This window comes from Methylobacterium aerolatum (genome assembly GCF_022179085.1).
Taxonomy (GTDB): domain Bacteria; phylum Pseudomonadota; class Alphaproteobacteria; order Rhizobiales; family Beijerinckiaceae; genus Methylobacterium; species Methylobacterium aerolatum.
On record NZ_BPQE01000021.1, the window covers coordinates 14,168 to 39,590 of the forward strand.

At 71.4% G+C, this 25,423-nt stretch carries 23 protein-coding genes; 12 read left to right on the top strand and 11 right to left on the bottom strand.

The genetic code is table 11. The features are described from left to right. Positions 1 to 137: 137 nt before the first annotated feature. From MFF06_RS14710 to cpaB, 7 genes are all read right to left on the bottom strand, one after another. Entirely contained in the window at positions 138 to 1,106 is a 969-nt protein-coding gene (locus tag MFF06_RS14710; RefSeq protein WP_238205153.1) for a type II secretion system F family protein, read from the bottom strand. 10 nt (positions 1,107 to 1,116) lie between these two features. Beyond that, positions 1,117 to 2,112, bottom strand: a complete 996-nt coding sequence (locus MFF06_RS14715; protein WP_238205155.1) for a type II secretion system F family protein — start codon at positions 2,110 to 2,112, stop codon at positions 1,117 to 1,119. A 4-nt stretch (positions 2,113 to 2,116) separates the two neighbouring features. After that, positions 2,117 to 3,550 (bottom strand): TadA family conjugal transfer-associated ATPase, encoded by a 1,434-nt coding sequence (locus MFF06_RS14720; protein WP_238205157.1) that lies wholly within the window; start codon positions 3,548 to 3,550, stop codon positions 2,117 to 2,119. Positions 3,551 to 3,568: 18 nt separating this feature from the next. Continuing rightward, positions 3,569 to 4,822, bottom strand: coding sequence for a CpaE/TadZ family protein (locus tag MFF06_RS14725; protein WP_238205160.1), 1,254 nt, complete (start codon positions 4,820 to 4,822; stop codon positions 3,569 to 3,571). Positions 4,823 to 4,902: 80 nt separating this feature from the next. Then, positions 4,903 to 5,670 (bottom strand): CpaD family pilus assembly protein, encoded by a 768-nt coding sequence (locus MFF06_RS14730; protein ID WP_238205162.1) that lies wholly within the window; start codon positions 5,668 to 5,670, stop codon positions 4,903 to 4,905. 35 nt (positions 5,671 to 5,705) lie between these two features. Continuing rightward, complete coding sequence (locus MFF06_RS14735; RefSeq protein WP_238205164.1) at positions 5,706 to 7,298, bottom strand: type II and III secretion system protein family protein; 1,593 nt, start codon at positions 7,296 to 7,298, stop codon at positions 5,706 to 5,708. A gap of 20 nt (positions 7,299 to 7,318) precedes the next feature. Next, positions 7,319 to 8,128, bottom strand: a complete 810-nt coding sequence (cpaB, locus tag MFF06_RS14740; RefSeq protein ID WP_238205166.1) for a Flp pilus assembly protein CpaB — start codon at positions 8,126 to 8,128, stop codon at positions 7,319 to 7,321. Between the two features lie 261 nt (positions 8,129 to 8,389). Between cpaB and MFF06_RS14745 the strand changes: the two genes are divergently transcribed. Further along, positions 8,390 to 9,637: an ABC transporter substrate-binding protein gene (locus MFF06_RS14745; protein WP_238205368.1), complete on the top strand. Its 1,248-nt coding sequence runs from the start codon at positions 8,390 to 8,392 to the stop codon at positions 9,635 to 9,637. A gap of 185 nt (positions 9,638 to 9,822) precedes the next feature. Next, positions 9,823 to 11,892, top strand: a complete 2,070-nt coding sequence (locus MFF06_RS14750; RefSeq protein ID WP_238205168.1) for a glycosyltransferase family 2 protein — start codon at positions 9,823 to 9,825, stop codon at positions 11,890 to 11,892. A 170-nt stretch (positions 11,893 to 12,062) separates the two neighbouring features. Here MFF06_RS14750 and MFF06_RS14755 read toward each other — a convergent pair whose 3' ends face one another. Beyond that, positions 12,063 to 13,223 (bottom strand): iron-containing alcohol dehydrogenase, encoded by a 1,161-nt coding sequence (locus tag MFF06_RS14755; protein ID WP_238205170.1) that lies wholly within the window; start codon positions 13,221 to 13,223, stop codon positions 12,063 to 12,065. Positions 13,224 to 13,502: 279 nt separating this feature from the next. Between MFF06_RS14755 and MFF06_RS14760 the strand changes: the two genes are divergently transcribed. The 9 genes from MFF06_RS14760 to MFF06_RS14800 all read left to right on the top strand — a co-directional run bounded on the left by MFF06_RS14760 (position 13,503) and on the right by MFF06_RS14800 (position 20,899). Further along, a complete protein-coding gene (locus tag MFF06_RS14760; protein WP_238205171.1) occupies positions 13,503 to 14,627 on the top strand; it encodes a patatin-like phospholipase family protein in 1,125 nt (374 codons plus the stop codon). A 177-nt stretch (positions 14,628 to 14,804) separates the two neighbouring features. Beyond that, positions 14,805 to 15,392: a sigma-70 family RNA polymerase sigma factor gene (locus tag MFF06_RS14765; RefSeq protein WP_238205173.1), complete on the top strand. Its 588-nt coding sequence runs from the start codon at positions 14,805 to 14,807 to the stop codon at positions 15,390 to 15,392. Positions 15,393 to 15,474: 82 nt separating this feature from the next. Then, positions 15,475 to 16,221 (top strand): anti-sigma factor family protein, encoded by a 747-nt coding sequence (locus MFF06_RS14770; protein ID WP_238205175.1) that lies wholly within the window; start codon positions 15,475 to 15,477, stop codon positions 16,219 to 16,221. Positions 16,222 to 16,280: 59 nt separating this feature from the next. Further along, positions 16,281 to 16,730 carry a cytidine deaminase gene (locus MFF06_RS14775; RefSeq protein WP_238205177.1) on the top strand — a complete coding sequence of 150 codons (450 nt, stop codon included), beginning with the start codon at positions 16,281 to 16,283 and terminating at the stop codon, positions 16,728 to 16,730. Then, complete coding sequence (locus tag MFF06_RS14780; protein ID WP_238205179.1) at positions 16,727 to 17,545, top strand: purine-nucleoside phosphorylase; 819 nt, start codon at positions 16,727 to 16,729, stop codon at positions 17,543 to 17,545. Before MFF06_RS14775 ends, MFF06_RS14780 begins: the two co-directional genes overlap by 4 nt. After that, complete coding sequence (gene deoC, locus MFF06_RS14785; RefSeq protein ID WP_238205181.1) at positions 17,542 to 18,273, top strand: deoxyribose-phosphate aldolase; 732 nt, start codon at positions 17,542 to 17,544, stop codon at positions 18,271 to 18,273. Before MFF06_RS14780 ends, deoC begins: the two co-directional genes overlap by 4 nt. Before the next feature lie 2 nt (positions 18,274 to 18,275). Beyond that, entirely contained in the window at positions 18,276 to 19,571 is a 1,296-nt protein-coding gene (deoA, locus tag MFF06_RS14790) for a thymidine phosphorylase (protein ID WP_238205183.1), read from the top strand. A gap of 156 nt (positions 19,572 to 19,727) precedes the next feature. Then, entirely contained in the window at positions 19,728 to 20,216 is a 489-nt protein-coding gene (locus MFF06_RS14795; protein WP_238205185.1) for a hypothetical protein, read from the top strand. A gap of 263 nt (positions 20,217 to 20,479) precedes the next feature. Then, entirely contained in the window at positions 20,480 to 20,899 is a 420-nt protein-coding gene (locus tag MFF06_RS14800; RefSeq protein WP_238205186.1) for an organic hydroperoxide resistance protein, read from the top strand. A 30-nt stretch (positions 20,900 to 20,929) separates the two neighbouring features. Here the strand turns inward: MFF06_RS14800 and gpmI are convergent, their stop codons facing one another. The 3 genes from gpmI to MFF06_RS14815 all read right to left on the bottom strand — a co-directional run bounded on the left by gpmI (position 20,930) and on the right by MFF06_RS14815 (position 24,213). Further along, positions 20,930 to 22,459 (bottom strand): 2,3-bisphosphoglycerate-independent phosphoglycerate mutase, encoded by a 1,530-nt coding sequence (gpmI, locus tag MFF06_RS14805; protein WP_238205369.1) that lies wholly within the window; start codon positions 22,457 to 22,459, stop codon positions 20,930 to 20,932. Between the two features lie 150 nt (positions 22,460 to 22,609). Further along, positions 22,610 to 23,248, bottom strand: a complete 639-nt coding sequence (locus tag MFF06_RS14810) for an alpha/beta hydrolase (RefSeq protein ID WP_238205187.1) — start codon at positions 23,246 to 23,248, stop codon at positions 22,610 to 22,612. Positions 23,249 to 23,283: 35 nt separating this feature from the next. After that, complete coding sequence (locus MFF06_RS14815; protein WP_238205189.1) at positions 23,284 to 24,213, bottom strand: ring-cleaving dioxygenase; 930 nt, start codon at positions 24,211 to 24,213, stop codon at positions 23,284 to 23,286. Between the two features lie 120 nt (positions 24,214 to 24,333). On the opposite strand from MFF06_RS14815, the gene MFF06_RS14820 reads away from it, so the two are divergent. Further along, positions 24,334 to 25,245 (top strand): LysR family transcriptional regulator, encoded by a 912-nt coding sequence (locus tag MFF06_RS14820; RefSeq protein ID WP_238205191.1) that lies wholly within the window; start codon positions 24,334 to 24,336, stop codon positions 25,243 to 25,245. Positions 25,246 to 25,423 lie beyond the last annotated feature (178 nt).

The following is a 25,423-nucleotide window of genomic DNA, read 5'->3' on the forward strand; positions in this document are numbered from 1 at the left end:
TCACTGTTCTCGCCCAGCCAATAGACACGATAAATCTGATCAATCCACTATCAACCGTGTCATAAATCAGCATTCGCGGCGGGCTTGGTCGCGGCCGGACGCCGCAACCGGCGGCGCCGCCCGCGGATGGGCGCGGGTCATTGCGTGCGCATGATCTGGATCACCGCCGGGGTGATGATCACCACGAACAGCACCGGCAGGAAGAACAGGATCATCGGAACGGTCAGTTTCGGCGGCAGGGCGGCGGCCTTCTTCTCCGCCTCGATCATGCGGGCGTCGCGGCTTTCCTGCGCGAGGACCCGCAGCGCCTGCCCCAAGGGCGTGCCGTAGCGCTCGGCCTGGCTGAGGGCGGTCGCGACCGCCTTCACCGGCTCCAGCCCGGTGCGCATGACGAGGTTCTCGTAGGCTTGGCGCCGGTCCGGCAGGAACGACATCTCGGCGACCATCACCGCCAGCTCCTCCGCGAGCACCACGGAGGAGACGGCGATCTCGGTGCTGACGCGGCGGAAGGCGTTCTCGATCGCCATGCCCGATTCGACGCAGATCAGCGTCAGGTCGAGGGCGTCGGGCCACGCCTTGCGGATCTCCGTCTGCCGCTTCTTCGCCGCGTTCACGAGGAAGAGCTCGGGCGCCTTGATGCCGAAGAACGCCGCGCCGATCGTGATGGCGATGCGCATCAGGACGGACACGTCGATCGCTTCGAGGATGAAGAGATAGAACAGCGAGGCGATGACGGCGCCCACCGGCGTCACGAGGCGGAAGAACAGGAAGGCCGTCTCGGCCCCCTGCCCGCGGTAGCCCGCCATGAGGAGCTTGCGCTTGGCCGTGTCGGTGCCGAGCCAGCGGCGCAGGTTGTAGCGCTCCACCACGTCCTTCATGTACGCCTTCGGCTCGGTGCGAAGGCTGCCCTTGTTGGCGATCTTCTCGCGCTCCCGGCGGCGGATGATCTCGCGCTCGTCGCTCACGAGCTTCATCCGCTTGCCGAGCCTGTCGGGCTCCAGGAAGGGCTGCACCACGACGAAGGCCGTGGCCGCCGCCGCGACGGCCGCCAGCGCGGTGCCGATGAAGCTCGGATCGAACAGCTTCTGGGCGATCACGTCGATCATGGCGGCGACCTCAGATCTCGAACGCGATCATCTTCTTGATGACCAGCACGCCGATGGTCATCCAGATCGCCGAGCCGACGAGGGCGATCTTTCCGGCATCGGTCGTCCAGAGCATCGAGATGTAGTCCGGGCTCGTGAGCGAGGTGATGCCGGCCACGCCGAACGGCAGGGCGGCGATGATGGAGGCCGACGCCTTGGCCTCCATGCTCATCGCCTGGATCTTGCCGCGCATCTTGGCCCGGTCGCGGAGCACGCGGGACAGGTTGCTCAGCGCCTCGGAGAGGTTGCCGCCCGACTGCTGCTGGATGTTGATGACGATCGAGAAGAAGTTCACCTCGGCGGTCGGCACGCGCTCGTGCAGGCGCGCCACCGCCTCGCCGAGCGACAGGCCGAGGGCCTGGGTCTCGACGATGGTGCGGAACTCGCCGCGCAGGGGCTCCTCGGCCTCGCGGGAGACCATGCGGAAGCAGTCTCCCACCGGGATGCCGGTCTTGATGCCGCGCACCACCACGTCGACGGCGTTGGGCAGCTCCTTGTTGAACTTCGCCACCCGGCGCAGGCGCATCCGCCGCAGTAGCAGGGGCGGCAGGCCGAAGGCCCCGGCGAAGACCCCGGCCAGGGCGGCGAAGGGGCTGTCCGTGAGGATGAACAGGAAGAGGCCGATGACGAAGCTTGCGACACCCGCGAAGGTCCAGTAGGTGCGCTTCGACCAGTCGAGGCCCGCCCGGGCGATCTTCAGCTCCAGGGTCACCTTGGCCGCGCCCTTGGCCTTGGCCTCGATTTCCCCGAGGGTCTTGGCGACCTGATCGCGGCGGTTGGCGCCGCTCGCACCGCCGCGCGCCAGGGAGGCGGCGGGGGTGACGCTGATGGTCTTCAGGCGCTTGGTCGCCCGGCGCTCCCCCGGCAGCAGGGCGAGCACGCCGGCGTAGGTGACGAGGGCGATGGCGATGCCGGCGAGGCCGGTCGCGACGGGCAGGCCCGGCATGAGGGCGGAGAGGTCCGGCATCGGCCTAGCTCGCCTCGACGACTTCGGCGGCGTCGAGGGCCGCGCCGAGGCGCGCCTCCAGGCCGTAATAGCGCGCGCGCTCCCAGAAGCGGGGGCGGCCGACGCCGGTGGAGCGGTGGTGGCCGATGATCTTGCCCGCCGCGTCCTCTCCGACGATGTCGTAGAGGAAGATGTCCTGGGTGGTGATGACCTCGCCCTCCATCCCCAGCACCTCGGTGATGTGGGTGATGCGGCGCGAGCCGTCGCGCAGGCGGGTCGCCTGGACGATCACGTCGATCGAGCCGCAGATCATCTCGCGCAGCGTCCGCGAGGGCAGGGTGAACCCGCCCATGGAGATCATCGATTCGATACGCGAGAGGCATTCGCGCGGGCTGTTGGCGTGGAGCGTGCCCATCGAGCCGTCGTGGCCGGTGTTCATGGCCTGGAGGAGGTCGAACGCCTCCGGGCCGCGCACCTCGCCGACGATGATCCGCTCGGGTCGCATGCGCAGGCAGTTCTTCACGAGGTCGCGCATCGTCACCTGCCCCTGCCCTTCCATGTTGGGGGGCCGGGTTTCGAGGCGGACCACGTGCGGCTGCTGGAGCTGGAGTTCCGCCGCGTCCTCGCAGGTGATCACGCGCTCGTCGTGCTCGATGAAGGCGGTGAGGCAGTTGAGCAGCGTCGTCTTGCCCGAGCCGGTACCGCCGGAGATGACCACGTTGCAGCGGGACTGGCCGATGATCTTCAGGACTTCCGCGCCCTCGGGCGAGATGGCGCCGAAGCGGACGAGCTGGTCGAGGGTGAGCTTGTCCTTCTTGAACTTACGGATCGTGAGCGCCGGGCCGTCGATGGCCAGCGGCGGGGCAATGACGTTGACGCGGGAGCCGTCGGGCAGGCGCGCGTCGCAGATCGGCGAGGCGTCGTCGACCCGGCGGCCCACCTGGCTCACGATGCGTTGGCAGATGTTCATCAGTTGCTGGTTGTCGCGGAACCGCACGCTGGTGAGCTGGATCTTGCCCGCGACCTCGATGAAGGTCCGCCCGGCGCCGTTGACCATGATGTCGGCGATGTCGTCGCGGGCCAGCAGCGGCTCCAGGGGGCCGTAGCCGAGGACGTCGTTGCAGATGTCGTCGAGGAGCTCTTCCTGCTCCGAGATCGACAGGACGATGTTCTTGAGCCCGATGATCTCCGTGACGATGTCGCGGATTTCCTCGCGGGCGGTCTCCGCGTCGAGATGGGCGAGCTGCGTGAGGTCGATGGCCTCGATCAGGGCGCCGAAGATCAGGCTCTTGGTGCGGTAGTAGTCGTCCGAGCGCACGGCCTCGACCACGACCGGCGCGGGCCGGGCGGGCGCGGGGGCCTCGCGCGCGGGGGCGGCCTGCGGGGCCTGCGCGGCGCGGGGCTGCTGGGGAACGGGCGTCGGCGCGGGCGCCGATCCGGTCTGGCGTCTACCGAACATGGTCGTTCCGGGCGCGCATCACGAGGCCTTGCGGCGGGCGGCGAGCTTGGCGAGCAGCGGTTCGAGCAGGCTGCCCGCGCCGCCCTTGCGCCGCGTCTCCACCCGGCCGATGGCGGTGGCCGCGAGGTCGTTGAACAGCTCGGCGACCTTCGAGCCCGGCTGGACCTCGGCGATCATCTGGCCGTTGTTGGCGGCCGTGCCGAACAGGGCCGGCTCGAAGGGGATCGCCGCCGCCAGCGGGGCGTCGAGGGCCTTGGCGAACTCCGCCGCCGCGATCTCCGGGCGCTTGGCCATGCCGGTCCCGTTGAGGAGCACCCGGGGCGGCGCGTCGTTGGGGCGGCCGTGCTTGAGGGCGCCGAGCAGGTTCTTCGCGTTGCGCAGGGAGGCGAGATCGGGACCGGACACGATCAGGATCTCGTCCGAGGCAGCCAGCACGTGCTTCGTCCAGGCGTTCCACTGGTGGGGCACGTCGAGGACGAGGCAGGGCACGCTGGAACGCAGGTGCTCGATCAGCACGTCGAAGGCGGGCTCCGCGAGGTCGATGGTCCGGTCGAGGCTCGCGGGCGCCGAGAGCAGGCTGAGGTTGTCGCTGCACTTCGACAGCAACCGCTCCACGAGGTTGGCGTCGAGGCGCTCGGGCGCGAACACCGCCTCGGCGATGCCCTGGGGCGGATCCTGGTTGAAGTTGAGGGAGGCGGTACCGAAGGCGATGTCGAGGTCGGCGATCACCGTCGGAACGCCCTGGCTCTTCGCCACGGACCACGCGAGATTGTGCGCCACCGTGGAGGCGCCGATGCCGCCGCGCACGCCGTAGACCGCGATGGTCCGGCCGATCGGCTTCGTCCCCGCCGCCGCGAACATCTCGGAGATGGCGGCGATGAGGGTCAGGGGCTCCACCGGGGCCATCAGGTAATCGGAGACGCCCCGGTGCAGGAGCTGGCGGTAGAGCGTGACGTCGTTCAGATGGCCGATGACGAGGACGCGGGTGCCCTCGTCGCAGACCTCGGCCAGGGCATCGAGGCACTCCAGCGGCTTGGAGCGCACGCCCTGCACCTCGATGATGATGACGTTCGGGGTCGGGGCGTGCCGGAACGCCTCGATCGCCGCCGCGCCGCCGCCCATGCGGACCTTGACGCGCGCCCGCTGCATCCGCCGGTCCTCGGCGGCCGCCTCGATCATCGCGGCCGTCTCGGCGGATTCGCAGAAGGCCTGGACCGTGATCCGGGGGACCGGAGCGATCACGCGCTCGGGAGTATCACCGTGCTCCGTCATCAGAACACTCTCGGTTTGGAGCAGATCGCTGCGGCTCGGTGGCGGGGCATGTCTGACGTGGCGTCGCGGGATGCCGGCATTTAATTGCCGACCTGGGCCTTGACGGAGTTCTGACCATCCTGGCGCCACTGGGTTGACGGATCCTTGCCGTCGCGGATCGCGCCGACGTCGCGGACGCGGCGCACCGTGTCGATCCGGCCCTCCTGGCGGCCCCTGACGAGGTCGAGGGGATCGGCCACCTGGGCGGCGAAGGTGGCCTGCGTGGAGCAGCCGAAGTTCCAGTAGGAGCGGTTGCTGTTGTCGACCGCGAAGTCGCTGGCGCCGATGTCCTGGGGCCAGGTCCCGCAGGCGTCGGCGACCTTGGCCTGCATCCGGCTGAAGCTCAGGCGGATCGGCGCGGCAAGCCCGGGGGCAGCCACGCCGTAGGGGCTGGAGACGATGGCGCCGCGGCCGACGCCGTCCTGCCCGGCCCGGGCGAGGAGGGCGGAGGCCGTCCGCCCGGTGGCGGCGGCGAGCGCCGGCGGGAGGCCCTGCGGCACCTCCATCAGGATCCCGCCCCGGCCGTAGCGCCGGTATTCGAGGATGAAGGCATCGACGTCCTGCGCTTGGCGCGGGTCGAGATGGCCGGGCCCGGTGGGGAAGATGTCGAGGCTGCGGCTCGCATCCGCGAGGACGATCGGGTGGCGCGCCCGGTAGTCGGCGGTGGCGATCGACCCAGTGAGGGGCGGATCGCCCTTGCAGGCGCCCGCGAGCGCCGCCACGGCGCAGACGCAGAGCAGGCTGCGCCCGGCCCGGCGGGACACCGGCTTGGCTGGCTGCGAGGGGGCGGGCGGCAGGCGTCCGGTCATCTCGGTCCTCGGAAGGGGGCGCGGGGTCGCGGGGTCTATTCGACGATGAAGCCGACGCGGCCGCGGTAGGACGGGGCGATCGGCGCGGCGCCGGTCTTGCCGTAGAGGCGGTTGAACTGGCCGAGCAGCACCGTCTGGGAGTCGGTGGCGTCGACGAAGTTGTCGTCGGGGCGGGTCACCTGCTTCGGCTCCATCGGCTTGGCGATGAAGGGGGTGACCATGATCATCAGCTCCGTCTCCTGGCGCTGGTAGTCGCGGGAGCGGAACAGGGCGCCGAGGATCGGCAGGTTGATCAGGCCGGGCAGGCCGCTGAGGGCCTGCTTGTTGACCTGCTGCATCAGGCCGGCGGTCATCATCACGCCGCCGGAGGGCAGCTCCACCGTCGTCTCGGAGCGGCGGACGCGGGTGCCGGGGATGGCGACGGTCGCGTTGCCGATCGTGTAGTTGAAGCTCTGCTGCGGATCGATCTCCGTCACGTCGGTGGCGACGCGGATGGAGATCCGGTTGTCGGCGAGGACCACCGGGGTGAAGGACAGGGATACGCCGTACGGCTTGTACGTGATGCCCGGCGTACAGGCGCCGATGGTGCACGAGGCCGAGGAGGGCACGGCGAACTCGCCGCCCGCGAGGAACTTGGCCGCCTCGCCGGAGATCGCCGTGAGGGTCGGCTCCGCCAGGATCCGCGAGACGCCGGCCTGCTCGAAGGCCTTCAGGGTCGCCTGGAGCGAGAAGCCCGCGCCCCGCACGGAGGCGGCGAGCTGGTTGCCCGCCGGCGTGGTGCCGCCGGTGATCGGGAAGGGCAGCGAGTTCTGCAGCGCCGGCGAGTTCAAGACGTTGCCGGAATTCGGATCGACCAGCGCGTTCAGCGGGTTGATCGCCGACCAGTTGCCGTTCAGGTTCACGCCGAGCTGCTTGATGACGTTGCGCGAGATCTCCATCACGGTGACGCGCAGCATCACCTGATCCTTGTTGCGGATCGTGAGGTTGTTGATCACCGCGCCGCGGGCGCCGGCGATCACGCCCCCGGAGGCACCGCCGCCGCCGGCCCCGCCGCCGCCGAGACCGACGAAGGCGTTCGAGATGTCGATCGCCTGCTGCGCGTCCGACGAGGAGTTCACCGAGCCCGACAGCAGCACCGAGGCGCCCGAGGAGCGCACGTCGAAGCGGCCGGAGGGGATGCTCTGCGTGAGCAGGTCGCGCAGGGTGCTGAGGTTCAGGTCGCGGGCGACCGTGACGTCGAGCGCCGCGATCTGGCGGCCCTCCGCGTCCATGAGGAAGATCGTCGTGGCGCCGTCGGCCATGCCGATGACGAAGACCTTTCGGGTCGAGCGCACCACCGCGTTGGCCACGGCGGGGTTGGCCACGAACACCTCCTTGGCGTCCCGGGGCAGGTCCACGATGACGGAGCGGCCGGCGGTGAGTTCCACCCGGCGGCTGGTATTGGCTTCGGTGGCGCCGATCGTGACGACGGGAGCCGGGCCGATGGTGGCGGTCCGGTCCGGCACCGGCCGGTCCTGCGAGCCGCGCAGCTGGGCGGAGGCCGAACCCGGCGGCAGGGCGGCGAGGGCGGCCAGCGCCAGGGCGCCGAGGCGCCGCGAGGCCGCGCGGGCGGGAACGCGATGGGACATGGCGGTCTCTCTCATGGCGCTCACGGCGTCTGCTGCCGGGGGACGCCGAAGCGCACGATCGTCAATCCCTTGTCCGTGCTCTCCTCCGGAGCCGGGGCGTCGGCGTCGGCGCTGCGGCCGGCATCGGCGAGGCTGCGCAGGGCGAGCGACAGGGAGCCGACCTTCTGGGCCAGCGTCACGGTCTCGGCCTGGGCGGGGGAGAGGGCCAGGGTCGCGGTTTCGCCGGTGACGACGTTGGTGCCGTTCTTCTCCGAGATGAGCTGGCCCACCGCCAGGACGCGGATGTCGCGCAGGATCGTCTGGGAGACCTGCACGTCGGTCCCCGCCGACTTGGAGGCGGCGTCGTCGTGGTAGGTGCGGATCACGTCCACCCGGTCGTTCGGCAGGATGAAGCCGCCGGCGGAGTTGGTGCCCCGGCTGTCGGTGACGATGGCCACCGCCCGCATCCCCGAGGGGAGGATCGCCGCCATGAACCCGCTCTCGGGCCGAACCAGCTTCTGCGCGCGGATCGGCTCGCCGGCCAGGAAGGGCGAGCGCACCGTGGCGCCGATGGTGGTCTCCAGCGCCTGCGGGTTCTCCTTGCGGGTGACGAAGCCCGGCGAGACGGCGCTTTCCGGCCAGATCTGCCAGCGCAGGTCGGCGGCCTGGAGCACTTGGCCCATCGGCTCGTCGGCGGCCGCGACGAGGACCTCGGTCGTGGGCGGGGGCGGCGCCTGGACGATCTTCTCCGGCGGCGGAGGCGGCGGCGGCGAGCTGCCCCCCATCAGGTAGGCGGCTCCGCTGCCCGCGAGGAGGGCGATGCCGAGGACGGCGAGGCGGGCGGGCTTCATCGGGCTTCCGGTCGGACCTGGAGTTCGTGGTGTGCCAGATCGGCGAATGTGACCGTAAGTTGCGCACCGATTGGTGTAAGCATGGTTAAGGGTCCCTCACCTCCGCCCGGCCTGCGGCCGCGGAAGGAAGCGAAGACCGGCGGGATGCGTCACCCCTTGCGCGGTTCCCGCCGTGGCGCCGCCGCGTGGCTTGGCCTAGCGTCCCGCAGCCCCGGCGCAGTGGAGTGCCCGGAGAGCCAACGAAACGGGATGGGACGCATCATGGTGAAGGGAATCGGCGGCGCGGCTTTCGCGGTCGCCCTCGCGGGGACGGCGCTCGGCTCGGGCGTCACCGCGTCACAGGCTCAGGACTCCGCGCAGGGCGCCTATTCGGGCGGGGTCGTGCGGATCGGCATCCTCAACGACCAGTCCGGACTCTACGCCCAGTTCGGCGGCGCGGGCTCCGTCGAGGCGGCGCGGATGGCGGTGGAGGACATCGGCGGCAAGGTCGGCGGCGTGCCGGTCGAGATCCTCTCGGCCGACCACCAGAACAAGCCGGACATCGCCTCGGCCATCGCCCGTCAGTGGTACGACCGCGACGGCGTCGATGCCATCATGGAACTCACCACCTCCTCGGTGGCGCTGGCGGTCCAGGGCCTCTCGAAGGAGAAGAAAAAGATCACCATCACGACGGGGGCCGCCTCCAGCGACCTTACCGGCAAGGCCTGCACCCCCTACGGCTACCACTGGGCCTACGACACGCACGCGCTGGCCGTCGGCACCGGCGGCGCGCTGACCCGGTCGGGCGGCAAGACGTGGTTCTTTCTCACCGCCGACTACGCCTTCGGCACCGCGCTGGAGAACGACACCGGCGCCGTGGTGAAGGCCAATGGCGGCACGGTGGTCGGCTCCGTCCGCCACCCGCTCTCGAACCAGGACTTCTCCTCATTCCTGCTCCAGGCGCAGGGCTCGAAGGCGCAGGTGATCGGGCTCGCCAACGCCGGCCTCGACACCTCGAACTCGATCAAGCAGGCCGCCGAATACGGCATCACCGACGGCGGCCAGAAGCTCGCGGCCCTGCTCTTCACCCTGTCCGAGGTCCACGGGCTCGGCATCAAGGCGGCGCAGGGGCTGACGCTGACCGAGGGCTGGTACTGGGACCTCAACGACGAGACCCGCGCCTTCGGCCAACGCTTCATGAAGCGCACCGGCCGGATGCCGAACATGATCCAGACCGGCACCTACTCGGCGGTGCTCTCCTACCTGAAGGCCGTGAAGGCGGCGGGCACGGACGAGACCGACGCGGTCAACGCCAAGCTGAAGGAACTGCCGGTGGACGACGTGTTCACCCATAACGGCCGGGTCCAGAAGACCGGCCTGATGGTCCACGACATGTACCTGTTCGAGATCAAGAAGCCCGCCGACTCGAAGGGCGAGTGGGACCTGTACAAGCTGGTCTCCACCATCCCCGGCCAGGAAGCCTATGCCAGCGAGGCCGAGAGCGGCTGCCCGCTGGTGGCGGCGAAGTAGCACCGACGAGGCCCTTCCGGCGCGCGATGGCGCGTCGGGAGGACCGAGAATTCGCCCGAAGGTTTTTAAGCTATTCGCAAATACATCCGAGCGTTGCTTGAGCAGAGGGAGCGGGACGGCATAGTTCCTGGAGATCGTCGCAGGATGTTCCGCGCGACATCGCCCCTCCGCGAGAGCTGCCGTCGATGTCCTTCCTCGCCAAGCTGCGACGCTCCCGCCCGGTGCGGGAAGACAGCTCGGTCACGATCGTCGCGGGCAGTCCGCTCTTCGATCGCATCGGGTATGCCCGGCGGATCGGGGGACTCGCCCCGGAGGAGGCGGCGGCGCACTACGTCGCGACGGGGTGGCGCGACGGACACGATCCGAGCCCCTACTTCTCGACGGGCTGGTATCTCGACACCTATCCGGACGTCCGGGCGGCGGGCCTCTGCCCGCTGAGCCACTTCCTGGAAAACGGCCTCGCGGAGGGGCGCTCGACCAGCCCCTTCTTCCTCGCCCCGAGGATGGCACGGTCGATGGGCCTTCGGGAGGCCGGGCATCCGCTGCTGGCCTATCTCGCCGGCTGGCGGGAGCTGGCTCGGCCGGACATCCCCCTCTTCGACATCGACTTCTTCCTCGCGGGCCTGCCCGCCGACCTGCGGGCCCACATTCGCGAGCCCTTCGCCGCCTACATGGCCGAGGGTGTCCTGCGGGGCTGGGACCCCCATCCCCTGTTCTCCACACGCTTCTACCTGGAGCGGAACCCGGAGCTCGAGGCGGCCTGCATCAACCCGCTGGAGCACTTCGTGACGGAGGGCGGCGCCCGGCTCCGCGATCCGCACCCGGATTTCGACAGCGGGTTCTACGTCAGCCAGCTCACTCCCGAGACGGCCTCCGGGATCGGCATTCCGGTGCTCCATTACCTCGCCGCCGGGGTTCCGCGGACCCTCGACCCCAGCGAGGGCTTCAGCACGGCGGGCTATCTCAGCCTGAACCCGGACGTCCGGTCATCGGGCCTCAATCCCCTCGTCCATTACGTGCGCTACGGCCGCGCGGAGGGGCGGCCTATCCTGCCGTCGCGCCACCGTCCCGCGGGGCTCCTGCCGACGCCCCCCGTGCCCACGCCCCCGCTGCCCGCGGTGCCCGACGGGTCCGACGCGGCGGTCCTGCCGACGCCCGTGGGCGAGGCGTGGCGCCCCCTCTCGGTCATCATCCCGACCTACAACCGCCTCGCCGTGCTCCGGGACACTCTCGCGGCCTGCGAGCGGCACCGGGGCGGCGTCCCCCTCGAGTACGTCGTGGTGGATGACGGTTCGAGCGACGGCACCTTCGCGTATCTCACGAGCCTCTCCTTCCCCGAGTCCGCCATCGTGCCGCTTCGGGTCCCGCACGGCGGAAGCGCCGCGGCGCGGAATGCGGGAGCGCGGGTCGCCTCGCACGACGTGCTGCTCATCATGGGCGACGACATCCGCCCGGAGACCGACGACTTCTTCCGCGCCCACAGCCGCTTCCATGAGCGGCGCCCCGGCCGGGGCGAGACGATGATCGGCAAGGTCGTATGGCCGAGTTCCCAGGTGCTCCCCGTCACCGTCGTGATGGCGCATATTCAGGGGCGGTACGGCCAGCAATTCCCCTTCTCGAACTTGATCCCGTACACCCGTTACGACTTCCGTCACTTCTTCACGTCGATCGTCTCGATCAAGAAGGCCCTGGTGGACGATTGGGACACGGACGGTTTCAGCAAAGATTTCAATCTCTACGGTTTCGAAGACACTGAATTCGCCTATCGCACCAGCAGGAAGGTCGCGGATTTTTCCATCTACTACGATCCGCTCTCGGTCGGCAGCCACATCCACCCGCACACCATGGCGAGCTTTACGCAGCGCCAGCTCAGCGCCGGACGGATGGCGAAGGTCTTCACGGACAAGCATCCGGAGATCGCGCACATCCTCACCCTCGACGACGTGCGGCGCGCCCTCGACGCCTCCGTGGACACCACCGCGATCGCGGCGGCCGACCATCGCGCCATCTTCGAAGGATTGCGGGCCTGGATCACCCTGCAAGAGGCGCAGGGCCTCCTCGGCACGAGCGGCTACCACGAGGACCTCCTCGCCGCCTTCTTCGAACTCGCCTTCTTCGTCGGCTACATCGAGGCCGATCCGGCGCCCGATTCCGGCAAGGCGAACGCCCTGCGCCTCGCCTTCGGCCGGTTCCTGCAGAGGATGAGGCACTCGATCAGCCGCGAAATCGCCGAGGGGTTTCCCTGCCTCGTGTAGGGCGCTAGTGCAGTGACGCACTCACTTCGTTCATGCGTGTCTGCACTCGCTCATTGTTCTTGCATCAATTTTTCCAGTCTCGGCTGACGCCTCCGACTGGATCGATGCACTAGCCGGAGGCCCGCACCGGCTGCACCCGGACGGGCGACCCCGTCCGGGGCGGAACGCCGCTACCCGGCCCAGACCTCCCGGTACAGGGCGGCGATCTCCTCCGCCGTCGGCACCTTCGGGTTGTTGCCCGGCGAGCCCGAGGCGAGGGCCTGCTCGGCCATGGTGGGGATGAGCGCCTCCCACTTCCCCGCGTCCAGGCCGTATTCCCGCGGGCTCGGCACGTCGAGGTCGTCGTTGAGGGCGCGCAACTCATCGACCAGGGCGCGGGCGGCGGACTCGTCGCCGGATCCGACCTTGAGGCCCATCGCCCGGGCACAGGCGGCATAGCGGTCGCTGGCGCTCGGCGCGGAAAAGGCCGTCACCGCCGGCAGGAGCATGGCGTTCGACAGGCCGTGGGCCACATGGAAGTGCGCGCCGATCGGGCGGCTCATCCCGTGGACCAGGGCGACGGAGCTGTTGGAGAAGGCGATGCCGGCCTGGGTCGCGCCCAGCATCATCGCCTCGCGGGCGGCGCGGTCGCCCGGATCGGTCCAGACCCGGCGCAGGTTCGGGGCGATGAGCCCCATCGCCTGGAGGGCGAGGCCGTCGGAGAACAGGTTGGAGCGCCGGGAGACGTAGGCCTCGATGGCGTGGGTCAGGGCATCGATGCCCGTATCCGCCGTGAGGCGCTTGGGCTTCGTCAGCGTCAGCTCGTAATCGACCAGCGCGGCCACCGGCAGGTAGGCGAGGCCGATGCAGAGCATCTTCTCGTCGTTGGCCTCGTCGGTGACGATGGTGAAGCGCGTCGCCTCCGAGCCGGTGCCGGCGGTGGTCGGGATGGCGATGACGGGCAGGCCCGCCTCGTCCTGGAGGTGGGGCGCCTTGTAGCGCCGCATCGGGCCGCCGTGGCGGGCGAGCACCGCCACGGCCTTGGCCGTGTCCATCGGGCTGCCGCCGCCGAAGCCGACGACGCAGTCGTAATCACCCGCCTCCAGGGCCGCCAGCGCCGCATCGACGGAGGCCACCGTCGGATCGGGCACCGTCTCGGAGAAGACCTGCGGCGTCACGCCGCCGGCCACCAGCCGCTCGGTGAGGGTCCGCACGGCGCCGCTGCCCGCGAGGAACGGATCGGTGACGACGAAGGGACGGGAGAGGCCGAGCTGGCCCAGCACCTCCGGCAACAGGCGGGACGCGCCCGCGCCGACACGCATCAGACGGGGCAGGGCGATCGACGCGACCATGTATTCCTCCGCACATCCCCCGCCTTCGGGCGGGATCTCCGCCCGGTCTCCGGGCTTGTGGCAGCATCCATAGGCGGCCGGGGCGCAGCGGGAAACCGGGTAAGCATCCCGGTGCGTGACGTTCGCGGGGCGCGGTCTCGAATTGCTGCATTGCAAAAGCCGGTATTGCTGGAGCCGATCCTTCGCCCATCTTCGAGTCTCGCCCCGGCTGCGCGATCTCCCGTCGCGCGCCGGGTTCCACGCCCGTCGCCCATCTCAACCCCGGACCAGGAGGCCGACATGAGCGAGCATCCCCACGGCCCCGAGCCGCACAACCCCGCGACCGCTGTCCCCGCCGCCTCGCCGGACGCGGTCTCCCCCGAGACGGCCCCGGCCGCGGGCCATCTCCTCGCCGGCCCCCGGGCCGAGAAGGCCGTCGCGCTGGCCCTGCAGGGCGGGGGCGCCCACGGCTCCTTCACCTGGGGCGTGCTCGACGCGCTCATCGAGGACGGGCGCCTCGCCTTCGAGGCCCTGACCGGTGCCAGCGCCGGGGCGATGAACGCCGTGGTCATGCTCGACGGCTGGCTGAAGGGCGGGCCGGACGGGGCGCGCGAGGGCCTGGAGCAGTTCTGGCGGGAGGTGAGCCTCGACGGCGACCTCGGGCCCACCCAGCGCAACGTCGTCTCGGGCCTGCTCAACCTGTGGAAGGGCAACCCGGTGGCGGAGTTCTGGCTCAAGGCGCTGACGCCGAGCCCCTACATCTCGAACCCGCTGAACATCAATCCCCTGCGCAAGGCCCTGGCGAACCAAGTGGATTTCGACCGGCTGCGCGACACGCCCACCGCCGGCCTCTACGTCTCGGCCACCAATGTCTGGACGGGCAAGCTCGCCGTGTTCGAGCGCGACAGGCTCACCGTCGATCACCTGATGGCCTCGGCCTGCCTGCCGACGGTGTTCCAGGCGGTGGAGATCGACGGCGTGCCCTACTGGGACGGCGGCTACCTCGGCAACCCGCCGCTCTACCCCCTCTACCGGGGCGCCCGGACCCGCGACATCCTGCTCGTGCAGATCAATCCCGTCGAGCGCCGGGAGACGCCCCGGACGGAGGCGGAGATCCGCGACCGGCTGAACGAGATCACCTTCAACGCCAACCTGATGCGCGAATTGCGGGCGATCGACTTCATCGACGGCCTGATCGAGGAGGGCACCCTCTCGCGCAACGGTTACGAGCGCGTGCTGATCCACCGGATCGACGGCACGGACGCCCTGGAGGACTACAACGCCGCCTCCAAGCTCGACGCCCGCTGGAAGGTCTTCCTGCGCCTGCGCGACAAGGGCCGCGCCGCCGCCAAGGCGTGGCTCGACCAGCACTATGCCCAGGTCGGCGAGACCTGCACGATCAACCTGCAGCAGGCGTATCAGTAGCGAATCACCACGCGCCCTCCTCCCCCTTGCGGGGATGAGTGGGAGGTGGGAGTGGTGCCGGATAAATCTCGGCGGTGGCTCCTGTCCCACCCCCAACCCCTAACCCCTCCCCACAAGGGGGAGGGGAACAACGAGGGTTGGCGGGATTAAAACCACCCGCCCCGGCGTTCACCCCACATGGCCGAGAAAAACGCGTTCCCGGATATCGTCGATCTGCTCGTCCCGCTGCGGCGCTACGCCCGGGCGCTGACGCGCGACGCCCTGAAGGCCGACGACCTCGTGCACGACACGCTAGTGCGGGCGCTGGAGGCGAAGGGCAACCTCCGCCCGAACACCAACCTGCGCACGTGGATGATGACGGTGCTGCACAACGTCTTCATCGACGAGCAGCGCCGCCGTCAGGTGGAGGTGCGCCACGCAGACACCCTCGTGCGCATGCACGAGGACATGAGCCCCCCGGCCCAGGAGGGGCAGGTTCGCCTCGCCCAGATCCGCGAAGCTTTCGCCACCCTGCCCGAGGAGCAGCGCGCCGCCCTCCACCTCGTGACCATCGAGGGCATGGCTTATGCCGACGCGGCGGCGGTGCTCGGCATCCCGATCGGGACGCTGATGTCCCGTCTCGGCCGCGGGCGCGCCGCGCTGCGGGCCTTCGAGGAAGGGCACCGGGGCGGCCGCGAATCCGAGAGTCCCCCGAGTGCGCCGCGCCCCGCCCTGCGCCTCGTGTCCAGCGACGGCCCCCTGCGCCGGGCCGCCGGAGATTCGTGACGCGGAGGCACGGCCCCCGCGCACACTCCCTCCCCCCGGTCTGCCGGGGGGCGGACAACCGGACTATCCAAGGATTCCCCCGATGATCGATCCGATCACAGACAGCGATCTCATCGCTTTCGTCGACGGCCAGATCGATCCGATGCGTCGGATCGAGGTCGAGGCGCACCTCGCCGCCCACCCGCAGGCCGCCGCCCGGGTGATGGCCGACCTGCACGACCGGGACGCCCTGCGCGCGACCTTTCGCGAGCGGATCGGCCCCGGCCCGGAGCGCAACGTCCACCTCGCCCGGCGGCTCGACCGCTCCCTGCGCTGGAACCTCGTGGCCTCGCGCCTGAAGCGGGCGGCGGCCATCGCGGTGATGGTCGGGGCGGGCTGGCTCGCCCATGACGAGATCGGCAGCTTCGGCGTGCCGGGCACCATGGCCTCGACCATCGACGCCAGCCTTCTGGACGACGCCCGGCAGGCCCGCACCGTCGCCCGGCTTCGCGCCGCGACGGCGGGGGATGGGATCACCTACGACCGGGAGCGCCTGCGCCGCGTGACCGGCGTCGAGCTGCCGCCGCTGCCCGAGGGCTGGAACGTGCGCGACCTGCAGGTCTTCCCCTCCCGGCACGGCACCGGCATCGAGGTGACCTTCGACGCCGACCTGCTCGGCGAGGTTTCCCTCTTCGCCACCCGGGCCGACGGGCGCTCCGGGCCGGCCATGCTCGGCGACACCGCCGAGGGCCGGGTGCTGGCGTGGTCCGCGGACGGCAACGCCTACGCGGTGAGCGGCCCGAAGGGCGATGCCGTGCTCCAGCGCGCGGCGGGATTGCTCGGGGGCTGAGGCGTCCCGGCGCCGCGTCGCATCTCGACGCCCGGCGCGCTTGGTGCGAAACAGGCTCCATGCAGGGGAGCGCCACGGCATTGGACGACGACGGGCTCGCGGCCCTGTTCACGGCGGCGCTGGCCGTTCGTGAGCGCGCCTACGCGCCCTATTCCCGGTTCGCCGTCGGGGCGGCGCTGCGCGACGAGCACGGCGCGATCCATGCCGGATGCAATGTCGAGAACGCCGCCTACCCCGTCGGCACCTGCGCCGAGGCGGGCGCCATCGCGGCGATGGTGGCTGCCGGCGGGCGTCGGATCACGGCGATCCTCGTCTGCGCCGAGGGCGCCGGGCCGGTGACGCCGTGCGGCGCCTGCCGCCAGCGTATCCGGGAATTCGCGGGTCCGGACGTGCCCGTCCACGCCGCCGGGCCCGGCGGCCCGGTGATGCGCGCGACGCTCGGGGAATTGCTGCCCTTCTCCTTCGGACCCGAGACCCTCGGGTCCGGCCCCCCCCGGAGCCCGCCGTGACCGGCGGCGCCCTCGCCGTCCTCCGCGAGGCCGGGTTCGACGGTCCCTATGCCTGCGCCGTGGTGACGGGCACCGGTCTCGGCGCCGTCGCCGCGACGCTCGACGGGGCGCGGAGTCTCGACTATGCGGCGATTCCCGGCTTCCCCGGCGCGGGGGTCAGCGGCCATCGCGGCCGCCTGCACCGGGGGCGGATCGCCGGGCGGCCGGTGCTGGTCTTCGAGGGCCGCGCCCATGCCTACGAGGTGGGCGACGCGGCGGCGATGCGCCTGCCGCTGACCTGCGCCCGCGACCTTGGCGCCCGCCGCCTGCTGCTCACCAACGCCGCCGGCTCCCTGCGGCAGGAGGTCGGGCCGGGCCGCCTCGCGATGCTCGCCGACCACATCAACCTCTCCGGCCTGAACCCGCTGATCGGCGAGGGGAGCGACGCGCGCTTTGTGCCCATGACCGACGCCTACGATCCCGCGCTCCGCGCCCTCCTGGCGGAGGCGGCGCGGGACGAGGGCATCGCCCTGGTCGAGGGGATCTACGCGTGGTTCTCCGGCCCGAGCTTCGAGACGCCCGCCGAAGTGCGCATGGCCGGGATCCTGGGGGCGGACCTCGTCGGCATGTCGACGGTGCCCGAGACCATCCTCGGCCGCTTCCTCGGTCTGCCCGTCGCCGCCGTCTCGGCGGTGACGAACCTCGCCGCCGGCATTGCGGGCGGCGCCCCCCACCATGCCGAGACGAAGGCGGTGGCCGCGGCGGCGGCGGGCGACCTCGCCCGGCTCGTGCGCGCCTTCGCCGCCCGCCTGCCCCTTCCCGAGGAGACCGCATGACCGCCTCCGATCCCAAGACGGTCGCCGCCCGCGCGATCCCGCTCCTCGACCTCACGGACCTGAGCGACACCTGCACCGCGCCGCGCCTCGACGCCCTCTGCCGGGATGCCCGCGCCGGGGGCGTGGCGGCGGTCTGCGTCTGGCCGCACTTCGTGCCGCAGGCGATGCAGGTCCTCACCGGGACCGGCATCCGCATCGCCACGGTGATCAACTTCCCCGAGGGCGAGGAGGACGCCGCCCGCGCCGCCGACGACGCGGCGGAAGCCTGCCGCGACGGTGCCGGGGAGATCGACCTCGTCCTGCCCTACCGCGCCCTGCTGCGGGGCGAAGAGCGGGTGGCCCGCGAGGTGGTCGCCTCCGTTCGCGAGACCTGCCCCGACACCCTGCTCAAGGTGATCCTGGAGACCGGCGAGCTGCGCGACCCCGAGACGATCCGCGCCGCCGCCGACCTCGCCCTGGCGGAGGGGGCGGACTTCCTGAAGACCTCCACCGGCAAGAGCCCGGTCTCCGCGACGCCGGAGGCCGCGCGCATCCTCCTCGACGCCGTCCGCGCCTCGGGCCGCCCGGCGGGGGTGAAGATCTCCGGCGGCCTGCGCACGGTGGCCGATGCCGCCACCTATCTCGCCCTCGCCGACCGGGCCATGGGCCCCGAATGGGCGCGGCCCGCCACCTTCCGGCTGGGCGCCAGCAGCCTCTACGGCGCGCTGATCGACGCCCGGGACGCCTGACCATGCGGCTGCCGCAGGAGACGATTCGCGCCAAGCGCGACGGGGGCACCCTCGACGACGGGGCCATCGCCGCCTTCGTCGCCGGTCTCACCGACGGGTCGGTGACCGAGGGGCAGGCGGCGGCCTTCGCCATGGCCGTGTTCTTCCGGGGCCTCTCCGTCCCCGAGCGGGTCGCCCTGACGCGGGCGATGACGCATTCGGGAGAGGTCCTCACCTGGGACCTGCCGGGCCCCGTCCTCGACAAGCATTCCACCGGCGGCGTGGGCGATACGGTGAGTCTGGCCCTGGCGCCGATGGTGGCCGCCTGCGGCGGCTACGTGCCGATGATCTCCGGGCGGGGCCTCGGCCATACCGGCGGCACCCTCGACAAGCTTGCGAGCATCCCCGGCTACGACGTGGCGCCGGAGCCGGACCTCTTCCGGCGGGTGGTGGCGGAAATCGGCTGCGCCGTCATCGGCCAGACCGCCCGGATGGCGCCGGCCGACAAGCGCCTCTACGCGATCCGCGACGTGACCGGCACGGTGGAATCGCTGGACCTGATCACCGCCTCGATCCTCTCCAAGAAGCTGGCGGCGGGGCTCGGCGGCCTCGTGATGGACGTGAAGCAGGGCTCCGGCGCCTTCATGGCGAGCCTGCCCGAGGCGAGGGCGCTGGCCGGGAGCATCGTCTCCGTCGCCGTCGGCGCGGGCCTGCCCACCACCGCGCTCATCACCGACATGGACGCGCCGCTGGCCTCCAGCGCCGGCAACGCCCTCGAGGTCGCCTACGCCATCGACTACCTCACCGGCGCCCGCCGGGAGCCCGCCTTCCACGCCGTCACCCTGGCGCTCGGCGCGGAGATGCTGGTGCTGGGGCGCCTCGCCGCCACGCGGGAAGAGGCCACCGCCGCGCTGGAGGACGCCCTCGCCTCCGGCCGGGCGGCAGAGCGGTTCGGCCGGATGGTCGCGGCGCTCGGCGGCCCGGCCGACCTCGTGGAGCGGCCCTCGGCTTATCTGCCGGCCGCGCCCGTCCGCCGCCGCATCGAGGCCGCCGGGACGGTGGCGGCCGTGGCGACCCGCGACATCGGCCTCGCCGTCATCGGCCTCGGCGGCGGACGGACCCGGCCGCAGGACGGCATCGACCCGGCGGTGGGCTTCACCGACCTCCCCCGGCCGGGCGAGGCGAGCGGGCTGCTGGGCATCGTCCACGCCGCCGACGAGGCCGCCGCCGACCGCGCCGAGGCGGCCCTGCGGGCGGCCATCCGGATGGGCGACCCGCCCCAAGGGCGCCCGGCGGTGATCGAGCGGATCGACGGATAAGCGGCGCTCGACTGTCGACGCGAGACGAGGCGAGCCCCTTTCAGCCGAAGAGACCGGTGGGAGTCTCTTGATCTACCGGTTGTGTGACTTTTCGTTTTCACAACTCAAGGATAGCGTCTGCCCGCGGCCAGAGCCGCGACTGGGAGACGTCTCATCATGATCCGCGTGCTCGCCCCGGCCGGGCTGATCGGCCTGGCCCTGGGATTGTCCGTCCTGCCGGCCTCTGCGCTGACGACGAAGGAATGTTCGGTCAAGTATCAGGCCGCCAAGCAGGCCAACACGCTCGGCGGGAAGACCTGGAACGACTTCCGCAAGGCCGAGTGCGGGGCCGATGCCCAACCGGCCGCCGCCACCACCACCGTGCCGAACCCCGTGGCGCCGGGCGCGGCCAAGCCGTCGCCCACCGCCGCCCCTGCGCCCGCCCCTTCGCCGGCTCCTTCGGCCACGGCGGCGACCGCCGGCAGCGCCGGCTTCCCGGCGCGGGTCGATCCGAAATACGCGAGCGAGCCCGCCGGCAAGCAGCGGATGCACACCTGCCTCGACAGCTACAACGCCGCCAAGGCCGCCGGGACGCTCGGCTCCCTGAAGTGGATCCAGAAGGGCGGCGGCTACTACAGCGAGTGCAACAAGCGCCTGAAGGGCTGAGACGCGCCCCGCATACGTCGCCGGAGCGTCGGGTTGGTCCGACGCTCCGGCGCCGCGCCGTGACGCACCCACTCCAGTCATGCGTCCCTGCGCGAGAGCGTTTTCGGGGAAACCTGGATCGTACGCCGCCTTCGTCTTTGCGAGCGTCAGCGAAGACGGTGGAGCAGGCGACCCGGATCGACCCGAACTGATCGTCTTTGCGTCAATTCTTCCAGGCTCGGATGACGCCTCCGTCCGGATCGATGCACCAGGGACCGTTCCGCATGAAGACCCTGTACACCGCCACAGCCACCGCCGTCGGCGGCCGCCAGGGGCGCATCTCGTCCCCGGACGGGGTGCTCGATCATGTCCTGGCGCATCCGAAGGAACTCGGCGGACCGGGGGGCCACGCCACGAACCCGGAACAGCTCTTCGCCGCCGGCTACGCGGCCTGTTTCGAGAACGCGCTCCTGCGGGTGGCACGGGAGCGCAAGACGCCGCTCACGCAATCCTCCGTCACCGCCCATGTCGGCATCGGCCGCGAGGATGACGGCTACTTCCGTCTGGAGGCGACGCTCGAAGTCTCGGCCCCCGGGCGGGACCGCGCCGAGATCGAGGAGCTGGCGCGCATCGCCCACGAGGAGGTCTGCCCCTATTCGCGGGCGACGCGGGGCAACATGGCGGTGACCGTCAAGGTCGTCTGACGGCCCTCCCCGCCGCGCCTCGGCCGGCGCCTACGGCCGCGTGAGGAGCGACTGGCCGGTCATCTCCTCGGGCTGCGGCAGGCCGCACAGAGCCAGCAGGGTCGGCGCCACGTCGGCGAGGCGGCCGTCGCGCAGGCCCATGCCCTCGCGTCCGACGAGGATGACGGGCACCTCGTTGAGGGTGTGGGCGGTGTGGGGCTCGCCGGTCGTGGGATCGCGCATCAGCTCGCAATTGCCGTGGTCGGCGGTCACGAGGAGCGTGCCGCCCTGCGCCGCGATGGCCTCGGCAATGGCCCCGAGGCCCGTATCCACGGTCTCGACCGCCTTCACCGCCGCCGCAAGGTCGCCGGTATGCCCCACCATGTCGGGGTTGGCGAAGTTGATGATCACCACGTCGAACAGCCCGGAGCCGATCCGCTCCACCGCGCGCTCGGTGAGTTCGGGCGCCGACATCTCCGGCTGCAAGTCGTAGGTCGCCACCTTCGGCGAGGGGATCAGGACCGAGTCCTGGCCCGGCCAGGGCTTCTCGATGCCACCGTTGAAGAAATACGTGACGTGCGGGTACTTCTCGGTTTCCGCCATGCGCAGTTGCTTGAGGCCGGCGGCGGAGACGGTCTCGCCGAAGCCGTTCTTGAGGGAGAGCGGCGGGAACATCGTGGCGAGGAAGCGGTCGAGCTCGACGCTGAACTGCACGATGCCCACGGCGCCCGCGAAGCGGACCGGGGTGCCGCGGTCGAAATCCGCGAAGTCGGGATCGAGGAGGGCCGTGAGGATCTGCCGGGTGCGGTCCGCGCGGAAGTTCACGCAGAGCAGGCCGTCTCCGTCCTTCATGCCCTCGTAGCCGCCGATCACGGCGGGCAGGGCGAACTCGTCGGAGAGGTTGTCGGCATAGGAGGCGGCGAGCGCCTCCTGAGCGGTGGCGAAGGGCTTGCCCTCCCCGGAGACGAGCAGGCGATAGGCCTTCCCGACCCGCTCCCAGCGCCGGTCGCGGTCCATGGCGTAGTAGCGCCCGCAGACGGTGGCGATGCGCACGCCCTCCGGCAGGCTCTCCTCCGCCTGGGCGATGCAGGCGGCGGCCGAGCGCGGGGGCATGTCACGCCCGTCGAGGAAGGCGTGGAGCTTCACCGGGACGCCGGCCTCGCTGACGATCCTGGCCAGCGCGATAGCGTGCTTCTGGTGCGCGTGGACGCCGCCCGGCGAGAGCAGACCGAGGAGGTGGCAGGTGCCGCCGCTCTTGCGCAGGGTCTCGATCAGCCCGGTCAGGGCCTCGTTGCGGGCGATGGATCCGTCGGCGATGGATTCGTCGATCCGGGGGAGGTTCTGCATCACCACCCGGCCGGCGCCGATATTGAGGTGGCCGACCTCGGAGTTGCCCATCTGCCCCTTGGGCAGGCCGACATCGAGGCCGCAGGTCTTCAGCGAGGCGTGCGGCGAGGACGACCAGAGCCGGTCGAAGACGGGGGTCTTGGCCTGGAGCACCGCGTTGTCGGCGGCGTCCCTCCGGCTGCCCCATCCGTCGAGGATCACGAGCACGACCGGCCTCGAAGATCCCTCAGGCATACTCATCCTCTCGTTGCATCACGCAGACACCGTGACCCGCCCGGGCGTTCCGGGCGGGATCGTGGCCGGTGCGTTACAGCATCGCCTTCGCCGTTGCGAGATGGCGACTCTGCGCACGCCCGGCCCGCACGGGACGGATTGCGCCATCCGTCATCGGCCGAGCCCGCCGAACCATGCGGAGAGGGCGGCGAGGTCGCCCTGGCCGAGGCCGTGGCCGGCGGGCAGGGTACGGTGCGTGACCTTCGCCCCCGCCTCGCCGAGCTGCCGGGCGAGGGTGGCGGCGTTCGCGGCGGGCACGATCGGGTCCATCGCACCGGAGAGGATCAGCACCGGGCGCCCGCCGAGGTCGGCCTGCGCACGGTCCGCCCGGGGTGGCTCGGCCAGCGGCGTCATCGCGCGGACGAGGGCCGCCCCGGCCAGCACCTCCGGCCGCAGGAGCAGCATCGCCGCCGCGATGTTGGCCCCGTTCGAGAAGCCGAGCGCCACCGGCGCGGGCAGGCCGTAGGCGTCCCGCGCTTGCCCGATGAAGCCCGCGAGATCCTCGACCCTGCGCCGCAGGTCCGCCTCGTCGAACACGCCCTCCGCGAGGCGGCGGAAGAAGCGGGGCTGGCCGTGCTCCAGCACCTGCCCGCGCGGCGACAGCAGCGCGGCGCCCGGCGCCACCGCTTGACCCAGCGGCAGGAGGTCGGACTCGTCCCCGCCGGTCCCGTGGAGGAGGAGCAGGGGCGCCCGCCCCGGCCCGGTGGCGGGCAGGAAGCGGTGCGCGAAGGAGAGTTCTTGCGATGTCATGATGCCGTCTCCTTGTCGTCGGCTCCGCCCCGGCGTCAGGCGACGGCGGGGAGAACCTGCTCGATGTGGCTGCGGTGCGGTTCGAGGAAGGCCGGGAGCTTCAGGGCGCGGCCGAGGCCCTCGACGGGCTCGTCCACGGTGAAGCCGGGGGCGTCGGTGGCGATCTCGAACAGCACCCCGCCCGGCTCGCGGAAGTAGACGGAGCGGAAGTACTGGCGGTCCCGCTGCTCGGTGACGGCGAGGCCGAATTCCGTCGTCAGCCGCTCCACCATCGCCGCCTGGGCCGCGTCGTCGGCGGCCCGGAAGGCGATGTGGTGGACCGAGCCGGCCCCGGTCCGCCCCCGCAGGAAGCCGCCCACCGCCCGCAGGGTCACGAAGGTGCCCTCCGCCGCCGTGCCGGCGTAGCGGATGGCGCTGCCCTCCCGGCCCGTCTCGGTGAAGCCGAGCACGCCCGTGAGGATCGCGCCGGTGGCCTCCGCCGTGTCGAGGAGCAGCGTGACGCCGTGCATCCCGCGGATTCCGTGCTCCGCCGGGACGGTCCCGCCGGTCCAGGCGGCCTCGGAGCCCGCCCCCTCGACGCCGACGAGCGCCAGCATCGTCCCGTCGGGGTCGCGCAGGCGCAAGGTCGGCTCACCGAAGACCTGGACCAGGGCCTCGTGGGTGACGCCCTTCTCGATCAGCCGGTGGGTCCACCAGCCGAGGGAGGCGCGGGGCACCCGGAAGGCCGTCTCCTGCGTCTCCCCGACGCCGACCCGGCCGGGCGCGGCGTGGGCGATGGGGAAGAAGGTCAGGATGGTGCCGGGGCGCCCGGTCTCGTCGCCGTAATACAGATGGTAGGTGCCCGGATCGTCGAAATTGACCGTCTTCTTGACGAGCCGCAGGCCGAGGACGTCGGTGTAGAACGCCGCGTTGCGCTCGGCCGCCCCGGAGAAGGCGGTGACATGGTGGAGGCCGGTCTCGATCATGGGAGTGATCCCTGAGTGGTCGCGGTGCCCCTCGGCGCCGCTGCGATGGGACCAATCTGGCCCTTGCGGGAGCACACCAAAATAGAAACGATGGAAAATCATCGTTTCGGGAAATGACCCATGCGGTTGCCGGATTTCGAGGCCTGGGCCGTCTTCGCGAAGGTCGCGGAGACGGGCTCCTTCAGCGCGGCGGCCGGGGAGCTCGGCCTGTCGAAGGCCACGGTCTCCAAGGCGGTGGGCCGCCTGGAGGCGCGGATCGGAGCCCGCCTGTTCCACCGCACCTCCCGCCGCCTGTCGCTCACGGAGGCCGGGCTCTCCGCCCGCGCGGGGGCGGCCCGGATCCTGGCGGAGGGCGAGGCCGCCGAGGCCCTGGCGAGCGCCGACGCCGCCGAGCCGCGGGGCCTCGTGCGGCTGGCTGCGCCCATGACCTTCGGGGTGATGCACGTGGCGCCCCTGCTGCCGGACTTCCTGGCGCGCCACCCGTCCGTGGCGGTAGACCTGCACCTGTCGGACGCGACGGTCGATCTCGTGGGCGAGGGCTTCGACATCGGCCTGCGCATCGCCGCGCTGCCGGATTCCTCCCTGAAGGCCCGGCGCCTGTGCGCCATCCGCCGCTCGGTGGTCGGCGCGCCGGACTACCTCGCCCGGCGGGGCCGGCCCGCGCACCCGGAAGACCTGCGCGACCACGCCTGCCTCGGCTACGCCTACCTGCCGAGCGCCGACCGCTGGCGCTTCACCCATCCCGACGGGCGGGCGGCGGTGGTGGTGCCGGGGGCGTGCCTGCGCGCGAACAACGCCGAGGCGCTGATGCCCGCGCTGCGCGCCGGGCTCGGCCTCGCCCTCCAGCCCGATTTCATGATCCACGCGGACCTGGCGGTGGGACGCCTGGAGCGCGTGCTGACCGGGTGGGAGGCGCCGCCCATCGCCCTGCACCTCGTCACGCCCCCCGGCGAGCCCCGCCCGGCGCGGGTCACCGCCCTGATCGACCACCTCGCCCGGGGGCTCGTCGCGGCGCCCTGGGCGAGGGGGTGAGGATCTACATAAGCGGTTCCATTCGAACCTGAATCGGCTTTGCACGACGCGCTCTCCTCCCCCTTGCGGGGAGGAGCGGGACGTGGGGGTGGTGCCGAACGAAGCGCGGCGGTGCCTCCTGCACCACCCCCACCCCTTCCCCTCCCCGCAAGGGGGAGGGAGCCCGCGTTCCCCATTC

Coding starts and splice junctions, on each gene's coding strand:
- MFF06_RS14810 (WP_238205187.1), bottom strand. CDS start 23,248: ATGACATCGCAAGAACTCTCCTTCGCGCACCGCTTCCTGCCCGCCACC.
- MFF06_RS14730 (WP_238205162.1), bottom strand. CDS start 5,670: ATGACCGGACGCCTGCCGCCCGCCCCCTCGCAGCCAGCCAAGCCGGTG.
- MFF06_RS14760 (WP_238205171.1), top strand. CDS start 13,503: ATGAGCGAGCATCCCCACGGCCCCGAGCCGCACAACCCCGCGACCGCT.
- MFF06_RS14750 (WP_238205168.1), top strand. CDS start 9,823: ATGTCCTTCCTCGCCAAGCTGCGACGCTCCCGCCCGGTGCGGGAAGAC.
- MFF06_RS14745 (WP_238205368.1), top strand. CDS start 8,390: ATGGTGAAGGGAATCGGCGGCGCGGCTTTCGCGGTCGCCCTCGCGGGG.
- MFF06_RS14800 (WP_238205186.1), top strand. CDS start 20,480: ATGAAGACCCTGTACACCGCCACAGCCACCGCCGTCGGCGGCCGCCAG.
- MFF06_RS14755 (WP_238205170.1), bottom strand. CDS start 13,223: ATGGTCGCGTCGATCGCCCTGCCCCGTCTGATGCGTGTCGGCGCGGGC.
- MFF06_RS14815 (WP_238205189.1), bottom strand. CDS start 24,213: ATGATCGAGACCGGCCTCCACCATGTCACCGCCTTCTCCGGGGCGGCC.
- gpmI (WP_238205369.1), bottom strand. CDS start 22,459: ATGCCTGAGGGATCTTCGAGGCCGGTCGTGCTCGTGATCCTCGACGGA.
- MFF06_RS14775 (WP_238205177.1), top strand. CDS start 16,281: ATGCAGGGGAGCGCCACGGCATTGGACGACGACGGGCTCGCGGCCCTG.
- deoC (WP_238205181.1), top strand. CDS start 17,542: ATGACCGCCTCCGATCCCAAGACGGTCGCCGCCCGCGCGATCCCGCTC.
- MFF06_RS14710 (WP_238205153.1), bottom strand. CDS start 1,106: ATGATCGACGTGATCGCCCAGAAGCTGTTCGATCCGAGCTTCATCGGC.
- MFF06_RS14735 (WP_238205164.1), bottom strand. CDS start 7,298: ATGTCCCATCGCGTTCCCGCCCGCGCGGCCTCGCGGCGCCTCGGCGCC.
- MFF06_RS14725 (WP_238205160.1), bottom strand. CDS start 4,822: ATGACGGAGCACGGTGATACTCCCGAGCGCGTGATCGCTCCGGTCCCC.
- MFF06_RS14720 (WP_238205157.1), bottom strand. CDS start 3,550: ATGTTCGGTAGACGCCAGACCGGATCGGCGCCCGCGCCGACGCCCGTT.
- MFF06_RS14820 (WP_238205191.1), top strand. CDS start 24,334: ATGCGGTTGCCGGATTTCGAGGCCTGGGCCGTCTTCGCGAAGGTCGCG.
- cpaB (WP_238205166.1), bottom strand. CDS start 8,128: ATGAAGCCCGCCCGCCTCGCCGTCCTCGGCATCGCCCTCCTCGCGGGC.
- MFF06_RS14795 (WP_238205185.1), top strand. CDS start 19,728: ATGATCCGCGTGCTCGCCCCGGCCGGGCTGATCGGCCTGGCCCTGGGA.
- MFF06_RS14770 (WP_238205175.1), top strand. CDS start 15,475: ATGATCGATCCGATCACAGACAGCGATCTCATCGCTTTCGTCGACGGC.
- deoA (WP_238205183.1), top strand. CDS start 18,276: ATGCGGCTGCCGCAGGAGACGATTCGCGCCAAGCGCGACGGGGGCACC.
- MFF06_RS14715 (WP_238205155.1), bottom strand. CDS start 2,112: ATGCCGGACCTCTCCGCCCTCATGCCGGGCCTGCCCGTCGCGACCGGC.
- MFF06_RS14765 (WP_238205173.1), top strand. CDS start 14,805: ATGGCCGAGAAAAACGCGTTCCCGGATATCGTCGATCTGCTCGTCCCG.